Below are 17062 nucleotides of genomic sequence, written 5' to 3' on the forward strand. Positions count from 1 at the left end.
TTATTTTTACCATAAATAGGGTTTAAAAAACAAAATTTATAAACCCCAATAACCTTTTAAACTTTTCTTATGAATTCTAGAGAAACCCAACTTCAAGCTTTTGATCGATTGTTAACGATAATGGATGATTTGCGTGAAAAATGCCCTTGGGACAAAAAGCAAACACTTCAAACTTTACGCCATTTAACCATTGAAGAGACGTATGAGTTGGGAGATGCTATTTTGGATAATGATTTAAATGAAGTCAAAAAAGAATTAGGTGATTTATTACTTCACATCGTTTTTTATGCCAAAATAGGAAGTGAAACTAATGATTTTGATATTGCTGATGTATGTAATGAAATTTGCGAAAAACTGATTCACCGTCATCCACATATTTACAGTGATGTTGTGGTAAAAGATGAGGAAGAAGTCAAACAAAATTGGGAAAAGTTAAAACTAAAAGAAGGTAAAAAATCAGTTTTAGAGGGTGTTCCAAAAAGTTTACCTGCATTAGTTAAAGCCAGTAGAATTCAAGACAAAGTGAAAGGGGTAGGATTTGACTGGGAGGAACCGCATCAGGTTTGGGATAAAGTACAAGAAGAATTGCAAGAATTGCAAGTCGAGGTCGAAGCAGGTAATCAAGACAAAATGGAATCCGAATTTGGCGATGTATTGTTTTCGATGATTAATTATGCTCGATTTTTGAATATCAATCCCGAAGATGCCTTGGAGCGAACGAATAAAAAATTCATAAAACGATTTCAATATTTAGAAAGCAAAGCAGGGGAGTTAGGAAAGCCACTAATGGATATGACTTTGGCTGAAATGGATGTTTTTTGGAACGAAGCGAAAAAATTGTAATTGAAAATCTATGATTTTCAAATAGTTTCAATTTTTGGAACGAAGCGAAAAAATTGTAATTGAAAATCTATGATTTTCAAATAGTTTCAATTTTTGGAACGAAGCGAAAAAATTATAGTGTTCAGTATTCGGTGATCACTATTCAGTGATCAGTATTCACTGATCAGTATTCAGTGATGAGAATTCAGTTACGAGTACACAGTGATCAGTAACAATAAATAGCTTTTGTTTTCATGAGAAATGAAGAAATATAGCCTATTTCCAAATTTTCTGTTACTAGTTTTGGGCTTAATCAGCTATTCGTTTTAGTTTGTTACTATCTATAATAGTGATTTTTTTACCGTGTAATTCTATTAAACCTAATTTATTAAAATCAGATAAAAGACGAATACAGCTTTCCGTTGCTGTACTCACCATTCCAGCAAGTTCTTCTCTAGAAAGTTGAATATGCAATGAACCGTCTTCGTTTTTGCCGAACGTTTCTTCAAGATAAATCAGTGTTTCTGCTAAACGTTCTTTTACAGTTTTTTGAGAAATTGAAACCATATGGTCGCTCGTTTCTTTTAAATCCCCACAAACGGTTTTCATTAAATTCATCGAAAACTGATTGTTGGCGTCAAATAAACTTAAGACTTCGCTTTTAGGAATAAAACAAACCTCCATATCTTCTAGGGCGACCGCAGTTAAATTAGCAGGTTCGTCACTAATCAATGAACGTTGTCCAATTAATTCTCCAGCTTTAATTAGTTTTACAATTTGGTCTTTACCATTTGAACTTAATTTTGACATTTTGCAAACACCAGAAGTTACACAATAAATGCCGTTTACACTTTCTCCTTCTTCAAAAAGAGGGGCTCCTTTTTTAATTATATGAGATGTTTTACACGCAGCAAGTTTTACAAGCTCGTCTTTATTTAGAGCTTTTAAAGCACTAAATTGTCTCACTATACATTGTTCGCAATTACTCATATATGAAAAAATTAAATCTTGTTATTGCAAATCTACAATTTTATATGATTAATGTCAGCTTTTTTAATTTACACTAGAAGTACTTTTGTCTTTTAACGAATCTATTTATGGTCATGGAAAACTGCTTCCATTGTGGGTTGGATTCTATCAAGGAAGATCAAATTGATTTTGATGGAAAAACATTCTGTTGTAACGGATGCAAAACCGTATATGAAATTTTCAGTCGTAATGATATGACTTGTTATTATGATTTTGAGAAATCACCTGGTGCAACTCCTCTTGATATTAGCGGGAAATACGATTTTTTAGATAACGAAAGTATTGTTGCTAAGCTTTTGGAATTTAAAGAAGAAAATGCGGCTATTATTTCATTGAGTATTCCACATATTCATTGTAGTTCCTGTATTTGGATTCTTGAAAACTTGCAACGGCTACAAAAAGGAATTAGCACTTCTCAGGTTAATTTTCCTCAAAAACAAGTCCGAATTACTTATAATCCTGAAACAGTTTCACTCAAAACGATTGTTGTTTTATTAAGTTCGATCGGTTATGAACCTTATATCAGTTTAGAGAATTATGAAACGGGTAAAAACAATGTTGATAGAAGTTTGACGTATAAATTAGGATTGGCTTTCTTTTGTTTTGGGAATATTATGTTGCTTTCGTTCCCTGAATATTTTGACATGAACGAATATTGGTTGGATAGTTATAAACCTTTTTTTAGATGGCTTATTTTTGCTTTGTCCTTGCCTGCTTTTATATATTCGGCAAGTGGTTATTATATTTCAGCTTATAAAAGTATAAAGTCGGGCATTTTGAATATTGATATTCCAATTGCTTTGGGAATCATTATATTCTTTGTTAGAAGCACTTTTGATATTGTTATGGATTATGGTTCGGGTTTTTTTGATAGTCTCACGGGACTGATTTTTTTTATGCTTTTGGGCAAAATGTTCCAAATTAAAACGTATAGTTTCCTGAGTTTCGAAAGAGATTTTAAATCCTATTTTCCGATTGCTATTACCCGAATTAACAATGACTTGTCTGAAGAAAGTATTCCAATTTATGAAATTCAAAAAGGAGATAGGATAGCAGTTAGAAACCAAGAACTGATTCCAGTTGATGGTATTTTAATAAGTGATAAAGCCGAAATTGATTATAGTTTTGTAACAGGTGAAGCAATTCCAGTAATCAAAAAATCAGGTGATAAAGTTTTCGCAGGAGGAAAACAAATAGGAAAACTTATCGAAATGGAAGTACTGCACTCGGTTTCTCAAAGTTATTTAACGCAACTGTGGAGTAACGCTATTTTTCAGAAAAAAGTTGAAGAAAAATTTAAATCGATTACGGACACCATTAGTCGTTATTTTACGCCAGTACTATTGTTAATCGCTTTTGTGAGTCTTGGTTATTGGATTTTTATTGATGCAACTGTTGCTTTTAATGTTTTTACAGCTGTTTTAATTGTGGCTTGTCCTTGTGCACTAGCGCTTACGGCTCCTTTTACAATGGGAAATATCTTAAGAATTGTAGGAAATAAGAAATTTTATCTTAAAAATGCCTTAGTTATTGAACAATTGGCCAAAGTAGATACGATAGTTTTTGATAAAACAGGAACGATTACAACCAATATAAAATCAAATATTTCCTATTCAGGGATAGTGATTTCTGATGATAATTTATTGATATTAAAAAGTGTTCTTCGCGCTTCAAATCATCCCTTGAGCCGAATGTTATACGATTTTTTACCAGAAGGGAAGAGACTGAAAATCTCCGAATTTGAAGAAATTGCAGGAAGTGGGATTCAAGCAACTATTGATAATACACAGTTAAAAATGGGCTCATCCTCATTTGTAAAAAATCAAGTAGAAAATAATTTAAAACAAACATCAGTTCATATTGAAATTAATAGTGTTTATTTCGGTAAATACATTTTTAATAATCATTATCGAGATGGTTTGGAATCTCTTTTTAATAACTTAAATCGCAATTACCAAATCAAGGTTTTGTCTGGCGACAATGAAGGGGAAAGAGAAACATTAGAAAATCTATTGCCTCTAGGAACGGAATTGGTTTTTAATCAGAAGCCGGAGCAAAAATTAGAATTCATTAAGCAATTACAAAACGAAGGCAAAAACGTAATGATGGTGGGTGACGGACTTAATGATGCCGGAGCATTAATGCAAAGCAATGTTGGAATCTCTATATCTGAAAACGTAAATGTTTTTTCGCCAGCTTGCGATGCTATACTTGCTGCAACTGAATTTAGTCAATTGGATTATTTTCTAAAATTATCTAAAAAATCCATCAAAGTAATCAAAATGAGTTTTGTGCTCTCTATTCTTTATAATTTTGTTGGATTGTCTTTTGCTATTACAGGGAACCTTCAACCCCTGGTAGCAGCCATAATTATGCCTCTTAGTACAGTTACAATTGTCAGTTTTGTGACAATAATGAGTAGTTATTATGCAAGAAATAATAATAATTAAGTAAATTTTAAAAAGGATTAACTCATTTTTTTAGGTAAATCTTAAAGTATGATAAATGTCATATTTTAAAAAAAGACAATAAAGTATTTTTGTTACTTAAATTCATCATGAGGTTATGAGTGTTATTTATTTACTTATTTCGATCAGTATTTTAGTTGCTATTTTCTTTTTTATTGCTTTTATAATAGCCGTAAAAAAGGGGCAATATGACGATAATTATACCCCTTCCGTAAGAATGCTCTTTGATGATGAATTAATTCATACTAAAAAAGAAAGTACCCCAAATAAAGATTCAGAAGCTTTATAAATTCATACTATTCAATATTTAAACTTTTAAACCAATTAACAAATAATTATTTATGGAAATGCAACAGTTTTATTATGACAACAAAATTGTAAAGATGTTCATTTACGCTACCATCATTTTTGGAGTAGTGGCAATGTCTGTTGGGCTTTTGGAAGCCACCTTGTATCTTTTCCCAAATTTAACTGACGGTATTTCGTGGTTAAGTTATGGTAGATTAAGGCCTTTACATACTAATGCCGCAATTTTTGCTTTTGTTGGAAACGCCATGTTTGCTGGGATTTATTATTCGCTTCAGCGGTTATTAAAAGCCAGAATGTATAGTGATTTCCTAAGTAAACTTAATTTTTGGGGTTGGCAATTAATAATTGTTGCGGCAGCAATTTCACTGCCTTTGGGTTACAGTACTTCAAAGGAATATGCTGAACTAGAATGGCCTATTGATATTGCGATAACTATAATTTGGGTTGTATTTGGTCTCAATATGATTGGTACTATTCTCAAAAGAAGAGAACGTCATTTGTATGTTGCCATTTGGTTTTACATTGCCACTTTTGTAACTGTTGCTGTTTTACATATTTTCAATAGTTTAGAATTGCCCGTAAGTGCCATGAAAAGTTATTCTGTTTATGCGGGAGTTCAAGATGCTTTAGTGCAATGGTGGTACGGTCATAATGCAGTTGCCTTTTTCTTGACTACACCTTATTTGGGATTGATGTATTATTTTGTACCTAAGGTAGCGAATCGTCCTGTTTACTCTTACAGGTTGTCTATTATCCATTTTTGGTCTTTAATCTTTTTATATATCTGGGCTGGACCGCATCACTTATTGTATTCCGCTTTGCCGAACTGGGCTCAAAATTTAGGTGTCGCTTTTTCAATAATGTTGCTTGCACCATCTTGGGGAGGGATGATTAACGGACTTTTGACATTGAGAGGAGTTTGGGATAAAGTACGTCAAGAACCGGTTTTGAAATTCTTTGTTGTTGCCATTACAGGCTATGGTATGGCTACTTTTGAAGGCCCAATGTTGTCTCTTAAAAATGTAAATGCTATTGCCCATTATACGGATTGGATTATAGCTCACGTTCACGTTGGGGCTTTAGCATGGAACGGATTTATGGCTTTTGGTATGATTTATTGGTTGATACCACGAATGACTAAATCGACTTTGTATTCTACAAAATTAGCTAATTTCCACTTCTGGATTGGAACTTTAGGAATTATACTGTATACCATTCCAATGTATCTTGCTGGCTTTTTGCAAGCTTCAATGTGGAAACAATTTAATCCTGACGGTACCTTAACTTATGGGAATTTCCTTGAAACTGTAACTCAAATCATGCCTATGTATTGGATGAGAGCGATAGGTGGAACCCTTTATTTAACAGGAATGATAGTGTTGGTTTATAATATTATTCAAACCGTTAGAGCAGGTGAGACTATTGAAGATGAATTGGCGGAAGCTCCAGCATTGAAAGTAATTAGCTCAGGAAGAATAAAAGGGGAGAGATACCACGCTTGGTTAGAAAGAAAGCCAATTCAATTAACCATTTTTGCTGTAATTGCCATTTTAATTGGAGGTATTGTTCAAATTGTACCTACCATTATGGTGAAATCTAATATCCCTACAATCGCAAGTGTAAAGCCGTATTCACCCTTAGAATTGGAAGGACGTGATTTATACATTCGCGAAGGTTGTGTGGGTTGTCACTCGCAATCTGTACGTCCATTCCGTAGTGAAGTCGAACGTTATGGACCACAATCTAAGGCAGGGGAATTTGTATACGATCACCCATTCCTTTGGGGGTCTAAACGTACCGGTCCGGATTTATTGAGAGAAGGTGGAAAATACAATGACAACTGGCATTTTAATCACTTTTGGAATCCACAAAGTATTTCAGCAGGTTCAATTATGCCAGGATACAAATGGTTGTTTGATAATAAAGCGATGGACGTTTCATTAACTCAAAAGAAAATGCAAGCTATGGTAACGCTTGGAGTTCCTTATACTGAAACACAACTGGCAAATGCCAATAAAGATTTGAGAACACAAGCAATGAAAATTGAAGAAAACTTGAAAAACGATCCCGATTTTGTGAAAAGTTATGATAATAGCAAGAAAAAAGCAGCAGCCAGAGGAGAACAATTTGTACCAATGAACGAAAGAGAAATTGTAGCATTGATCGCTTATATCCAAAGACTGGGAACTGATATCAAAGTTAAAAACTAATAAATTGAGACCATTATGTTTGAACAAATAAAACACAATATGGAGACTATCGACGGTGTTTCTATATATCCAATATTTACTTTGGTGATTTTCTTTACTTTTTTTGTGGGACTTGGAGTTTGGGCTTTTTCATATAAAAAAGAAAAATTGGACGAGTTAGGGGATCTCCCATTGCAATAATTTATTAAAAAATTTTGAAAATTAATTAAAAATGAAAAAATTAATTCCGGCATATATAAGAGTTTTGGTTATTTTCTTTGCAGTCTTTGGCGCAATGGAATATTTCATTGACTCAGGTGAACAACCTGCATTTATTAAATTCCCAATGGTTTCCTTGTTTTTATTTGTGTTTCTTTTTCTTTTGATCGCCATAGAAATCACAATTAACGCTGTGGATACAATTACTTTTCAGTTATTAACTGATGAACAGAAAGCGAAATTATCCTTTGCTGAAAACACCAGCTATAAAAAAAGTAAATGGTATAAAAAAATGATGATAGCCCTTACTAAAACGGAACCTATTGAAAATGAAGGAGAAATATTATTAGATCACGATTATGACGGTATTAATGAATTAGATAATGATTTGCCACCATGGTGGGTCTATTTATTTTATGCTTGTGTTCTATTTGCGGTTGTTTACATGGTTCGATTCGAAATAATGGGTGGAGATAATCAAGAAATGGAATTGAAGAAAGAAATGGCTCAGGCTCAAATTGATATTGAAGAATACAAGAAAACAGCTCCCGATTTAATGGATGAAAAAACAGTTACTTTGTTGACTGATCCTGCGGATTTAGCTGCTGGTAAAGCGATTTTCACAACAAATTGTGTTGCTTGTCACAGAGCTGATGCTGGAGGTCAAATAGGCCCAAACTTAACAGATGATCAATGGATTTTAGGGGGAGGTATAAAAAATGTTTTCCATACCATTACAAATGGTGGTCGTGATGGAAAAGGAATGATAGCTTGGAAAGCATCATTGAAACCCAAAGAAATTCAACATGTTGCTAGTTATATTTTGTCTTTAAGAGGTAGTAATCCTGTTGAACCGAAAGTTTCGGAAGGAGAAATTTGGATTTATGAAAATGCTCCTAAAACTGATAGTACAACTGTAAAATAATATCGGTTACTTAAATAACTTTTTCAAATTAGAATTGTTTTTTAAAATCCTTGTTAAGGATCAAACTTTGGCGAAGATTTTACAATTAAACAAAATTTAAAACAATGTCAAAATTACCAAACGAAGCTTTTAGAGACACCATTGGAACCATTGACGAAAAAGGAAATAGGAAATTTGTTTTTCCAAAAAAACCTTCAGGGAAATTTTATGATTATAGAAAATGGGTTAGCTATTTTTTGTTGCTAGTTCTTGTTGCTAATCCGTTTATTAAGTTGAATGGCAATCAGTTTATGATGTTCAATATTCTAGAAAGAAGATTTAATATTTTTGGATTTCCATTCTGGCCGCAAGATTTTTATCTTTTTGTAGTGTCTACGATTGTGGGTATTGTTTTCGTAATACTTTTTACAGTAATTTTTGGTCGAATATTTTGTGGCTGGATTTGTCCTCAAACTATTTTTCTGGAGATGGTTTTTAGACGAATTGAATATTGGATAGAAGGAGATCGAGGCGCTCAAATTCGTTTGGAAAAACAAGAATGGAATGCTAAAAAAATCAGAAAAAAAGCACTTAAATGGTCTGTTTTCTTAATTATTTCTTTTCTGATTGCCAATGTATTTCTCGCTTATCTCATTGGAAGTGACGAATTATTTAGAATGATTGAAGAAGGTCCTGAAAATCATGTAAGCACCTTAATTTCATTGTCGATATTTACTGGAATATTCTATTTTATTTTTGCTTGGTTTAGAGAACAGGTATGTATAATTGCTTGTCCTTACGGAAGGTTACAAGGCGTTTTATTGGATGATAAATCAATAAACGTTGCTTATGACTTTGTACGAGGGGAAAAAGAAACGGGTAGAGCGAAGTTCAACAAACAGGAAAATAGAACAAGTACAGGAAAAGGCGATTGTATTGATTGCAAACAGTGTGTTCACGTTTGCCCGACAGGAATTGACATTCGAAACGGAACTCAATTAGAATGTATCAATTGTACGGCTTGTATAGATGAATGTGATACTATAATGGAAGGTATTGGTTTGCCCAAAGGTCTCATTCGATATGCCTCAGAAGATGAAATTGAGAAAAAAGCCAAGTTCCAGTTTACCGCTAGAATGAAAGGCTACAGTGCTGTATTGTTCATTTTAATTGGAATTTTAGTTGGTTTGTTGTTTTTACGTACGGATGTCGAAGCGGTGATTTTAAGATTGCCTGGACAGTTATTCCAACATAAAGGAGATAATATCAGCAATATTTATACCTTTAAGATAATCAATAAAACCAATAATGATTTTAACGATATACATTTCAAATTGGTTGGAATAAAAGGGACTTTGAAAGTAGTAGGAATTCAAGATTTAAAAATACCAAAACAAGGAATGAAAAGTGGGACTCTGTTTATCGAAATCAACCAAAATTTATTAGATACCGATAAAACAAAAATTAAAATCGAAGTATTTGAAGGTTTCAAAAAAATTGAAACTAGTCAAACCAATTTTTTAAGTCCTAGAAGTTTTGATTAATAGTAAAAATAAAAAAAACATGAAAATTAATTGGGGAACAGGAATCGTAATTGCATTTGTATTATTTATATCATTTATTTTATATTTTGTATTAGAAGTGCAATCGAATTCTAAATATGACAATGAATTAGTGGTGGAAGAATATTATAAACACGATGCCAAATTTGGTGACGAAATGGTTCGAATTCAAAATGCTCAAGACCTAGTTCAAAAACCGATTATTTCTATAGCCACAAAGGGAGTTAGTATCGTTTTTCCCGATGTATATAATCCTAAAGCTATAAAAGGAGAGGTATCGTTTTATCGTCCTTCGGCTAAAAAGTTTGATTTTAGTATTCCAATTTTATTGAAAAAATCGACCTTGAATATTCCAAAAAATAGACTATTAGGTGGTCGATGGGATATCAATATGGAATGGCAATATGATGGGAAAAAATATCTTACCAAAGAAACGATATATATTAATTAAAGAAAAAAGACGGATAGATGAAAGACAAAATGAGAATAGAAAACTTTTTAGGCTAAATTAAGTCTTCTATCGACATAAGATTCTATCATCTGTTCATCTATCATCTATTATCAGTAAATAAATGCTTTACACAGCTTTTTTATTCGGTTTAATCAGCAGTTTTCATTGCATAGGTATGTGTGGTCCTATTGCAATGATGTTGCCCGTAGATCAAAAAAATCAAGCTAAAAAAACGATTCAAATTATTACGTATCATGTAGGTAGATTAACTGCATATGCTTCTATTGGTTTAATTTTTGGATTGCTGGGAAAAGGCTTGTTTCTTGCCGGAATACAACAAAAATTATCGATTTTTATTGGTATTGCAATGATTGCCGTTATTTTGATTCCGGAGAAAATTTTTTCTCAATACAATTTTTCTAAACCTGTTTTCAACCTAATTTCACAGGTAAAAACAGCTTTGGGAAGTCAGTTTAAGAACAAGAGTTATAAATCTTTATTTACAATCGGATTACTCAACGGATTTTTGCCTTGTGGGATGGTTTATGTTGCTTTGTTTGGAGCTATTGCCATGCAAAGTGTCAATTATGGTATTTTGTATATGATTTTATTTAGTTTGGGCACCGTTCCTTTGATGAGTAGCGTGACGTATCTTCAGTCTTTTATGACCATTGCTACCCGAAATAGAATTCAAAAAGTGATACCTTACATTACCGTTTTACTAGGTGTCTTATTTATTTTGAGAGGATTGGGTCTTGGAATTCCTAATGTTTCTCCTTTGGATGTGAGTTTATTTGTTCAGTCAACACCTAATTGTCATTGATTTAATGGTTGTGTGCTCGCGTTAGGGGGTGTAGCGGAAAGCCCACAGCCTGACGAAGGAAGTGCGAGGAATTACTTCACTTTAATTTATTTTCATTGGAGTTCAGTGAACTTCGTTTGTAGCAAAACACCCGACCCGCTTTTTTTGCGGGTAACGCCCAAAAACAATTTAAATTATCATGGAAAACAATTTTGTATCAGGGGCATGTCTTTTTAATCGCAAGTCAAAAGCCATGCATATATTTCGTACAAAGGGTTTGCCAGCATCGGTAACTTTTAAGCTGTTTTTTCCAATTACTACTAATCCATCCTTTTCCATTTCCTTCAATTGGTTTAGAATTTCTGGAATTTCTTCAAAATAATTGGAATGTAATTTCCAGGAAGTTTCAAATTTGCACATTAGATTTAAAATGTGTTTTCGAATGATTAAATCCTCATTAGTTAATACGTGCCCTCTGAAAATAGGTAATTTGTCAGCAGCAATTATTTGGTAATATTCGTCTAAATCCTTTGTATTTTGAGCAAAACTATACCAACTATCACTAATAGAGGATACCCCTAAGCCAATCATTAACTGCGTTTTTGAGGAACTGTACCCCATAAAATTGCGATGTAATTTTCCTTTATCAAAAGAGTGGTACAAACTGTCTGACTTTAAGGCAAAATGATCCATTCCTATTTCATGATACTCATATTCAGTCAATAATTCTTTACCAACTTCATATAAAATACGTTTTGTTTCGTCTTTTGGAATGTCTTCGTCTTTAAAACCTCTTTGTCCATTTCCTTTTATCCATGGAACATGAGCATAGCTGTAAAAAGCCAAACGATCCGGTTGTAAAGAGTTTGTTTTTTCAATAGTATCAATAATATCTTCTAATCCTTGAAAAGGTAATCCGAAGATGATATCGTGACCTATTGATGTGTACCCAATTTCCTTTGCCCAAAAAGTTACTTTTGCCACGTTGTGAAAAGGTTGATGTCTATTGATGGCGCGTTGAATTTTCTCCGAATAATCTTGAACACCATAACTTACTCTTCTAAACCCTAAATCGTGAAGTTTTTGTAAATGTGCTCGTGTGGTATTATTTGGATGACCTTCGAAACTGAATTCATGATCTGGTGCTTTATCTGCATAACAAAAGATCCCATTAATTAATGTTTCTAAATTTTTAGTAGAAAAAAAAGTGGGTGTTCCTCCTCCTAAATGAATTTCTTTTATGATAGGCTTTTCTTCTAGAATATTGCAATACATTGCCCATTCCTTTAATACGGCTTCTATATATGGGTTTTCAGTATCATGATTCTTTGTAATTTGTTTATGACAACCACAAAAGGTACATAAACTTTCACAAAAAGGAAGGTGAATATAGAGACTTAATCCTTCTTTTGAATTACTTTCTAAAAATGATTTTCTTAGGGTATCTATCCAAAGTTGCTTTGAAAAATCATTTTCATTCCAATAAGGTACTGTAGGATAGCTCGTATATCTTGGACCAGGAACATTGTATTTTTGTAGGATAGAATTATTCATGGATAAATGTTTTAGAATATTCAAAATTAGGTTGTCTAATTAGATATTAAAATGATATTTATCATAATTTATTTTTATAAAATAAAAAACCTCGTTCAATTTCTTGAACAAGGTTGTTATTGTTAAAATGCTATTTTTTATCCTAAATTGATGCTTCTAATTTGTTTTAATTTGTCTTTAAAAATTTCCATTTCCTCTCTGTGTTTTTCTATGTTTTTTCGAACTTCTAAAACGATAGAATTCTCTTTTTTTGCATTTCGAGTATTGGCAAAAAACTGAATGTTATTTTCTAATTGGAATATTTCGTTCTTGATTTCATCAATTTTTTTCATCAAGAAAATCTTTTCGTTTTCTATTTTTCGAACTTCATTGTTATCTGATAAATTGTCAATTCTATTGGAGAAACGCATCATTTCGCTGTCTTTCTTGCTAAGACTTAATTTATCAAAAAGAGCGTCTAACACTTTATTAAACTTGCCTTCGATATGTCTTCTAGGAAAAGGAACTCTTCCAAAGTTTTTCCAGGTTTCAATATGCAGTTTAATGGCATCCAAATCAGTTTTATGGTCACCTGATAATTGAAATTCCCTAAGCGTTTCTAAATAGGCTTTTTTGTTATCGAAAGCGGCTATTTCTTCAGTGTTTTCTTCGCTTTTTTGTTCTTTTAAATTTTCAAAATAATGATTACAGGCATTTTTAAATTCTGCCCATATTTTATCGGAATGTTTTCTTGGAACGTGTCCAATTTGTTTCCACTCTTCTTGAATTTTTTTCATTATAGGAGTCGTGGCTTCATAATCTGTACTTTCTTGAAGTTCTTGTGCTTTTGCAACAAGAGCCATTTTTTTGTTCAAATTATTGTTTTGATCTTTTTTAATGTCTTTGTAAAATGAATTTTTAAAAGAATTAAAATTTCTCACTGCAGTTTTAAAACTAGCCCAAGTTTCTTCATTTACATCAGATGGGACTTTTCCAGCGGAGAAAAAAGCAGTTCGTAAGGCTTCTACTTTTTGTATTTGAACCAGCCATTGCGAATGAGCATTCACTTTTTCAGTGGCCAAAACTTCAATTTTACCAATTATTTCCTTTTTCTTCTCTAAATTTTCAAGCTCAGTTCCTCTTTGATTTTCAAATAACACTTCCCGTTTGTCGTGCATTTGTTTGGTTAAATCACTAAATTTATTCCAAATATCATCACGATGTTCTCTTGAAACGGGGCCAATATCTTCTTTCCAGATTTTATGTAAATCTTGTAATTCTCTAAAAGCCTTATTCACATCGGCTTCATTCACTAATTCTTCAACACGAGCTACAATTTTTTGTTTTTGCTCTAAATTGTGTTTGAAATCGATGTCTCGGGCTTCTCTGTCTAAGTGCAAATAGTCATAAAAATTCTCTACATGAAAATGATAATTGTTCCAAACATGGTTGTATTTGTCTTTGGGAATTGGTCCGGAATTTTTCCATCGTTCTCTTAAATCATTAAAATGTTTCAGAGTGTCTTTAATGTTTTCTTGCGGATTAATTAGCTCTTTTAATTCTTCAACAATGGCTAATCTGTTTTCTAAATTTGTTTTTAAATTCGTTTGCAAACTTTTGAAATGAACAGTTCTATTGTCTTTAAACTGGGTGTAATACTGGTCGAATTTTGATTTTAATGGGAAATGATATTGAAATTCCTCATTCGTTTCGGGATTATCGGCAAGGAATTCTTCTTTCTTTTCTTCTAAAAGGTGGTAGTATTTTGCTAAAAACGATTTTTTAATTTCATCAATATGGTCTTTTACAGACATCACTTTTTCGACTTCGACTAATTTTTTCAATTCGTCAATAAGCGCTTCCATAGATAAAGTGTCGTATTCCAACATTGGAATAGTGTGACGCTCTTTTAAGGTTTCATCTTCGCTTTCCTCAGCGTTAGAATCTTCGATAGCGTCTATTATAGGGTTTTTTACTGATGGTTTTTCGTCAGAAGTTGTATTTTTTGCTTCTTCAATATCTTCAATTGCATCATCAGCTACAGCTGTTTCAGTGATGGGTTGGGAGTCAATTTCAATTATAGATTCTGTTGCTGTTAACAGCTCTTCGCTTGGATCAATAATCTCTTCATTATTATCAATGATCTCTGTTTCCGTTTGAATAATTTCAGCCGAATTGTTTTCTAATTTTCCATCTGCATCAAGCAGGTTATCATTCTTTTCTTCTAACATTTTTTCAATGTTTAAGGGTTTAATTTTTTTCGAATGATAAAGATAGTAAAGGCTTATTAAAATACAAATAAAAACCCTTATTTATAGTCATTTTGAATTTTGTAAAAGATTCTGCCTGTTAACAATATCAGCGTTTTGTCAGTTATTTTTCCGTGTGAATTTGATTATTTTTTTTGGTGAAGATTGGAATAGGTACTGTTTTTGTTCTTTTCAAGAAGGTATTTTATTTTCAGGTTCTACTTTAATTTGCTGCTCGGTTGCATCGAAAACCTATTTACTTTTGAAAATGATACAAAGTGTGTTTAACGTGGATCAATACTATAGCACCACGAGTTTCTACATTTTCATTATAAAATATAGTTTTATCTTCTTGATGATTTTTATAACTGCTATTCACAAAATACAATTCCCGATTTTTCAGGAATAAGCTACGTTGTAAACGCTCCGATTTATCTTTTAATTTATATAGGTACACGCCGCAAGCAAACACCAGAGTTGCTGACAAATGCGAGCCAGTAGGAGTAATCATTACTTTGGTCAAACCAATTTTTTTAAAAATTCGATGATATCCATTAGATAATTTCTATTTCAATAATTTTTCAGTTTTCGTCAAAAACTTATCTGTGGCTTCTTTAATGTTTATGTTCATTCGATCTGCCAAAACAGTTAACCACCAAATACACTCTCCTAATTTGTGTTCAAGTTCAATGTCTGTATTATTTGCCGGCCAACGTTTTTGTTGCGACATCGTATGTCGCCCGACTAAAGCTGCGTCTGTCAAAAACGCTAACACATCTTCTTCAACTGTCCATTCACTTCCGTGATGTTGTCGCTCCAATTGATGATAACTTTCACGTATTTTTTTTGAGCGTTCAATTATTTCCTTAAAATCAATTTCTTTCATTTTTGTTGTTGTTATTTTTCGTTGGTTTTTTTCGTTCTGTTATTACGGTCACTCTAACATAGCCGCCAGCGTTAGTTTGTTTAAAAACTTCCAAACTGTGTTATTTAGTTTAAAATTCAAAGTAAATATAGTAGATTGTAAACTACAAATAAGTATATATTTTCAACTTTGATAATTTTCACTTTATTTATTGTTTCTCCGTAAAAAGCCTTGAAAAAAGCATTTAAGAAAAGAATAAACAGTGCTGTTAATTTTAGATACTGTTTTAATGAACCTGCTTACTTTTGAAAATGATCCAAAACGTGTGTCAAGCGGCTATATACTCAATCACCATAAAGCTTCGACATTTTTATTATAAAATATAGTATTGTATTCCGATGATTTTTATAGCTACTATTCACAAAATAAAATTCCTTCTTTTTCAGGAATTAGCTGCGTTTCAAACACTATAATTTATCTTTTAATTTATAGTGGTACTCGCCGCAGGTACCAAAGTTAAAGACTTACGAGCGCTAGTGGAAAGTCGAGATGAAACAACAAAGTTGGTATTACTTAAAGTAACTTCTGGATTTTACAATACTAATGAAGGATTCCCATTTCCATCGGGAATGTTTGTAATTGCAAATTCGATTTCAGTAGATCAACCAAAACTTACATTGCCATTATACGGTATATTAATTGCAGGATTTCCATAACTCAAGTAAATTACTTGATTTCCTTAAGAAAAGGAACGAAAGATCATAAAAAGGTATAGAGAATTTTATATTATTTAAAAATGTATTTTGTTACAAAAAAAAATAAAAACTAAAGAAATATTTTAATTAGTTACAATTAACTTTTCCTAAAAAACTCACTTTTGAAAATAATCAAGTTCGAACCACTAGAATAAATAAATAACTGAGGCTTATGTTGCTATTTTACAATATTGTAGAAAATAAAAAAAAGAGAAAATCAGCAATCTTACTTGTTACAGTGTGTGAAGACATAAAAAACAGAAGTCAATCCGTTTTTTTAAACAATATTCTTTTAAGAAAAATTCTTTCATGGACACATAGATTTTGTAAGTGTCAACAAGTGTCTCAAAAATCCTGTCAATACTTGAAATCATTAAGGCTATAATTAAATAGTAAAAAAAGAAAAAAGCGCACTATACTTCTTCTTATGACCTGTATGTGCACTTTTGTTTTTAACTAACTATAGCCATTTGTGAACCTTATTGGACAAAATTCGAACCTTTTACTAGAAGGTTTGAAACTCTTGAGTGAGGCATCAGAAGTTTAAAAGTAAATTCTTAAAATTGTCGAATTCTATTTTCATTCAAAATTGAATTGTTAACTAACAGTATGAAAATTTTAATCATTGCAGACGAGTGATCATTTCAGCTCAAATTTCTACTCTTTTAAAATTAAGTATTAACAGAATGAACAGTATTGAATCTAATTTAAGCCTAATTTCAAGCAAAACTATTTTCTTGAAATTTAGAAAAAACGTATATTTGTCCTTTATTTTTTTAAGTAAATTTACTTCTACAGTGTTTTTCTAATTTTATACATAGCTTAAAAATCTATTAATTTAATGTGACCAGAAAAACACTTGTATTAAAAGAGCTAATTGAATTTAATAAATTATGGTTACGCAT

General features: G+C 32.0%; 15 protein-coding genes. 10 read left to right on the plus strand and 5 right to left on the minus strand.

The features are described 5' to 3' along the window. Positions 1-69 precede the first annotated feature (69 nt). Positions 70-843, plus strand: coding sequence for a nucleoside triphosphate pyrophosphohydrolase (mazG, locus tag E0F76_RS05840; RefSeq protein ID WP_132002677.1), 774 nt, complete (start codon positions 70-72; stop codon positions 841-843). A gap of 288 nt (positions 844-1131) precedes the next feature. Here mazG and E0F76_RS05845 read toward each other — a convergent pair whose 3' ends face one another. Continuing rightward, positions 1132-1812, minus strand: a complete 681-nt coding sequence (locus E0F76_RS05845; protein WP_132002680.1) for a Crp/Fnr family transcriptional regulator — start codon at positions 1810-1812, stop codon at positions 1132-1134. A 107-nt stretch (positions 1813-1919) separates the two neighbouring features. Between E0F76_RS05845 and E0F76_RS05850 the strand changes: the two genes are divergently transcribed. From E0F76_RS05850 to E0F76_RS05885, 8 genes are all read left to right on the plus strand, one after another. Continuing rightward, complete coding sequence (locus tag E0F76_RS05850) at positions 1920-4301, plus strand: heavy metal translocating P-type ATPase metal-binding domain-containing protein (RefSeq protein ID WP_132002683.1); 2382 nt, start codon at positions 1920-1922, stop codon at positions 4299-4301. Positions 4302-4416: 115 nt separating this feature from the next. Continuing rightward, on the plus strand, positions 4417-4608 hold the full coding sequence (gene ccoS, locus E0F76_RS05855; RefSeq protein WP_132002685.1) for a cbb3-type cytochrome oxidase assembly protein CcoS: 192 nt from the start codon (positions 4417-4419) through the stop codon (positions 4606-4608). Between the two features lie 52 nt (positions 4609-4660). Next, positions 4661-6838, plus strand: coding sequence for a cytochrome-c oxidase, cbb3-type subunit I (ccoN, locus tag E0F76_RS05860; protein WP_132002688.1), 2178 nt, complete (start codon positions 4661-4663; stop codon positions 6836-6838). 15 nt (positions 6839-6853) lie between these two features. Next, positions 6854-7018: a CcoQ/FixQ family Cbb3-type cytochrome c oxidase assembly chaperone gene (locus tag E0F76_RS05865; RefSeq protein WP_132002691.1), complete on the plus strand. Its 165-nt coding sequence runs from the start codon at positions 6854-6856 to the stop codon at positions 7016-7018. A gap of 31 nt (positions 7019-7049) precedes the next feature. Then, positions 7050-7961, plus strand: coding sequence for a cbb3-type cytochrome c oxidase N-terminal domain-containing protein (locus E0F76_RS05870; RefSeq protein ID WP_132002694.1), 912 nt, complete (start codon positions 7050-7052; stop codon positions 7959-7961). Between the two features lie 104 nt (positions 7962-8065). Further along, positions 8066-9484 carry a cytochrome c oxidase accessory protein CcoG gene (gene ccoG, locus E0F76_RS05875; RefSeq protein WP_132002697.1) on the plus strand — a complete coding sequence of 473 codons (1419 nt, stop codon included), beginning with the start codon at positions 8066-8068 and terminating at the stop codon, positions 9482-9484. A gap of 19 nt (positions 9485-9503) precedes the next feature. Beyond that, entirely contained in the window at positions 9504-9953 is a 450-nt protein-coding gene (locus E0F76_RS05880; protein WP_132002700.1) for a FixH family protein, read from the plus strand. A 121-nt stretch (positions 9954-10074) separates the two neighbouring features. After that, positions 10075-10776 (plus strand): sulfite exporter TauE/SafE family protein, encoded by a 702-nt coding sequence (locus E0F76_RS05885; protein ID WP_132002703.1) that lies wholly within the window; start codon positions 10075-10077, stop codon positions 10774-10776. A 168-nt stretch (positions 10777-10944) separates the two neighbouring features. Here the strand turns inward: E0F76_RS05885 and hemN are convergent, their stop codons facing one another. The 4 genes from hemN to E0F76_RS05905 form a co-directional block, all read right to left on the minus strand. Further along, on the minus strand, positions 10945-12309 hold the full coding sequence (gene hemN, locus E0F76_RS05890) for an oxygen-independent coproporphyrinogen III oxidase (RefSeq protein ID WP_132002706.1): 1365 nt from the start codon (positions 12307-12309) through the stop codon (positions 10945-10947). A gap of 137 nt (positions 12310-12446) precedes the next feature. Then, positions 12447-14519 (minus strand): DUF349 domain-containing protein, encoded by a 2073-nt coding sequence (locus tag E0F76_RS05895; protein WP_132002709.1) that lies wholly within the window; start codon positions 14517-14519, stop codon positions 12447-12449. A 274-nt stretch (positions 14520-14793) separates the two neighbouring features. Then, the gene (locus tag E0F76_RS05900) at positions 14794-15060 is read right to left on the minus strand and encodes a hypothetical protein (protein WP_132002712.1); all 267 of its coding nucleotides are present in this window, start codon (positions 15058-15060) and stop codon (positions 14794-14796) included. A gap of 42 nt (positions 15061-15102) precedes the next feature. Continuing rightward, positions 15103-15423 (minus strand): nucleoside triphosphate pyrophosphohydrolase family protein, encoded by a 321-nt coding sequence (locus tag E0F76_RS05905; protein WP_132002715.1) that lies wholly within the window; start codon positions 15421-15423, stop codon positions 15103-15105. 470 nt (positions 15424-15893) lie between these two features. On the opposite strand from E0F76_RS05905, the gene E0F76_RS05910 reads away from it, so the two are divergent. Further along, positions 15894-16118: a hypothetical protein gene (locus E0F76_RS05910; RefSeq protein ID WP_132002718.1), complete on the plus strand. Its 225-nt coding sequence runs from the start codon at positions 15894-15896 to the stop codon at positions 16116-16118. The last annotated feature ends 944 nt before the right edge of the window (positions 16119-17062 follow it).

This window comes from Flavobacterium cellulosilyticum, assembly GCF_004349355.1.
GTDB lineage: Bacteria > Bacteroidota > Bacteroidia > Flavobacteriales > Flavobacteriaceae > Flavobacterium > Flavobacterium cellulosilyticum.

Coding starts and splice junctions, on each gene's coding strand:
- mazG (WP_132002677.1), top strand. CDS start 70: ATGAATTCTAGAGAAACCCAACTTCAAGCTTTTGATCGATTGTTAACG.
- E0F76_RS05845 (WP_132002680.1), bottom strand. CDS start 1,812: ATGAGTAATTGCGAACAATGTATAGTGAGACAATTTAGTGCTTTAAAA.
- E0F76_RS05850 (WP_132002683.1), top strand. CDS start 1,920: ATGGTCATGGAAAACTGCTTCCATTGTGGGTTGGATTCTATCAAGGAA.
- ccoS (WP_132002685.1), top strand. CDS start 4,417: ATGAGTGTTATTTATTTACTTATTTCGATCAGTATTTTAGTTGCTATT.
- ccoN (WP_132002688.1), top strand. CDS start 4,661: ATGGAAATGCAACAGTTTTATTATGACAACAAAATTGTAAAGATGTTC.
- E0F76_RS05865 (WP_132002691.1), top strand. CDS start 6,854: ATGTTTGAACAAATAAAACACAATATGGAGACTATCGACGGTGTTTCT.
- E0F76_RS05870 (WP_132002694.1), top strand. CDS start 7,050: ATGAAAAAATTAATTCCGGCATATATAAGAGTTTTGGTTATTTTCTTT.
- ccoG (WP_132002697.1), top strand. CDS start 8,066: ATGTCAAAATTACCAAACGAAGCTTTTAGAGACACCATTGGAACCATT.
- E0F76_RS05880 (WP_132002700.1), top strand. CDS start 9,504: ATGAAAATTAATTGGGGAACAGGAATCGTAATTGCATTTGTATTATTT.
- E0F76_RS05885 (WP_132002703.1), top strand. CDS start 10,075: ATGCTTTACACAGCTTTTTTATTCGGTTTAATCAGCAGTTTTCATTGC.
- hemN (WP_132002706.1), bottom strand. CDS start 12,309: ATGAATAATTCTATCCTACAAAAATACAATGTTCCTGGTCCAAGATAT.
- E0F76_RS05895 (WP_132002709.1), bottom strand. CDS start 14,519: ATGTTAGAAGAAAAGAATGATAACCTGCTTGATGCAGATGGAAAATTA.
- E0F76_RS05905 (WP_132002715.1), bottom strand. CDS start 15,423: ATGAAAGAAATTGATTTTAAGGAAATAATTGAACGCTCAAAAAAAATA.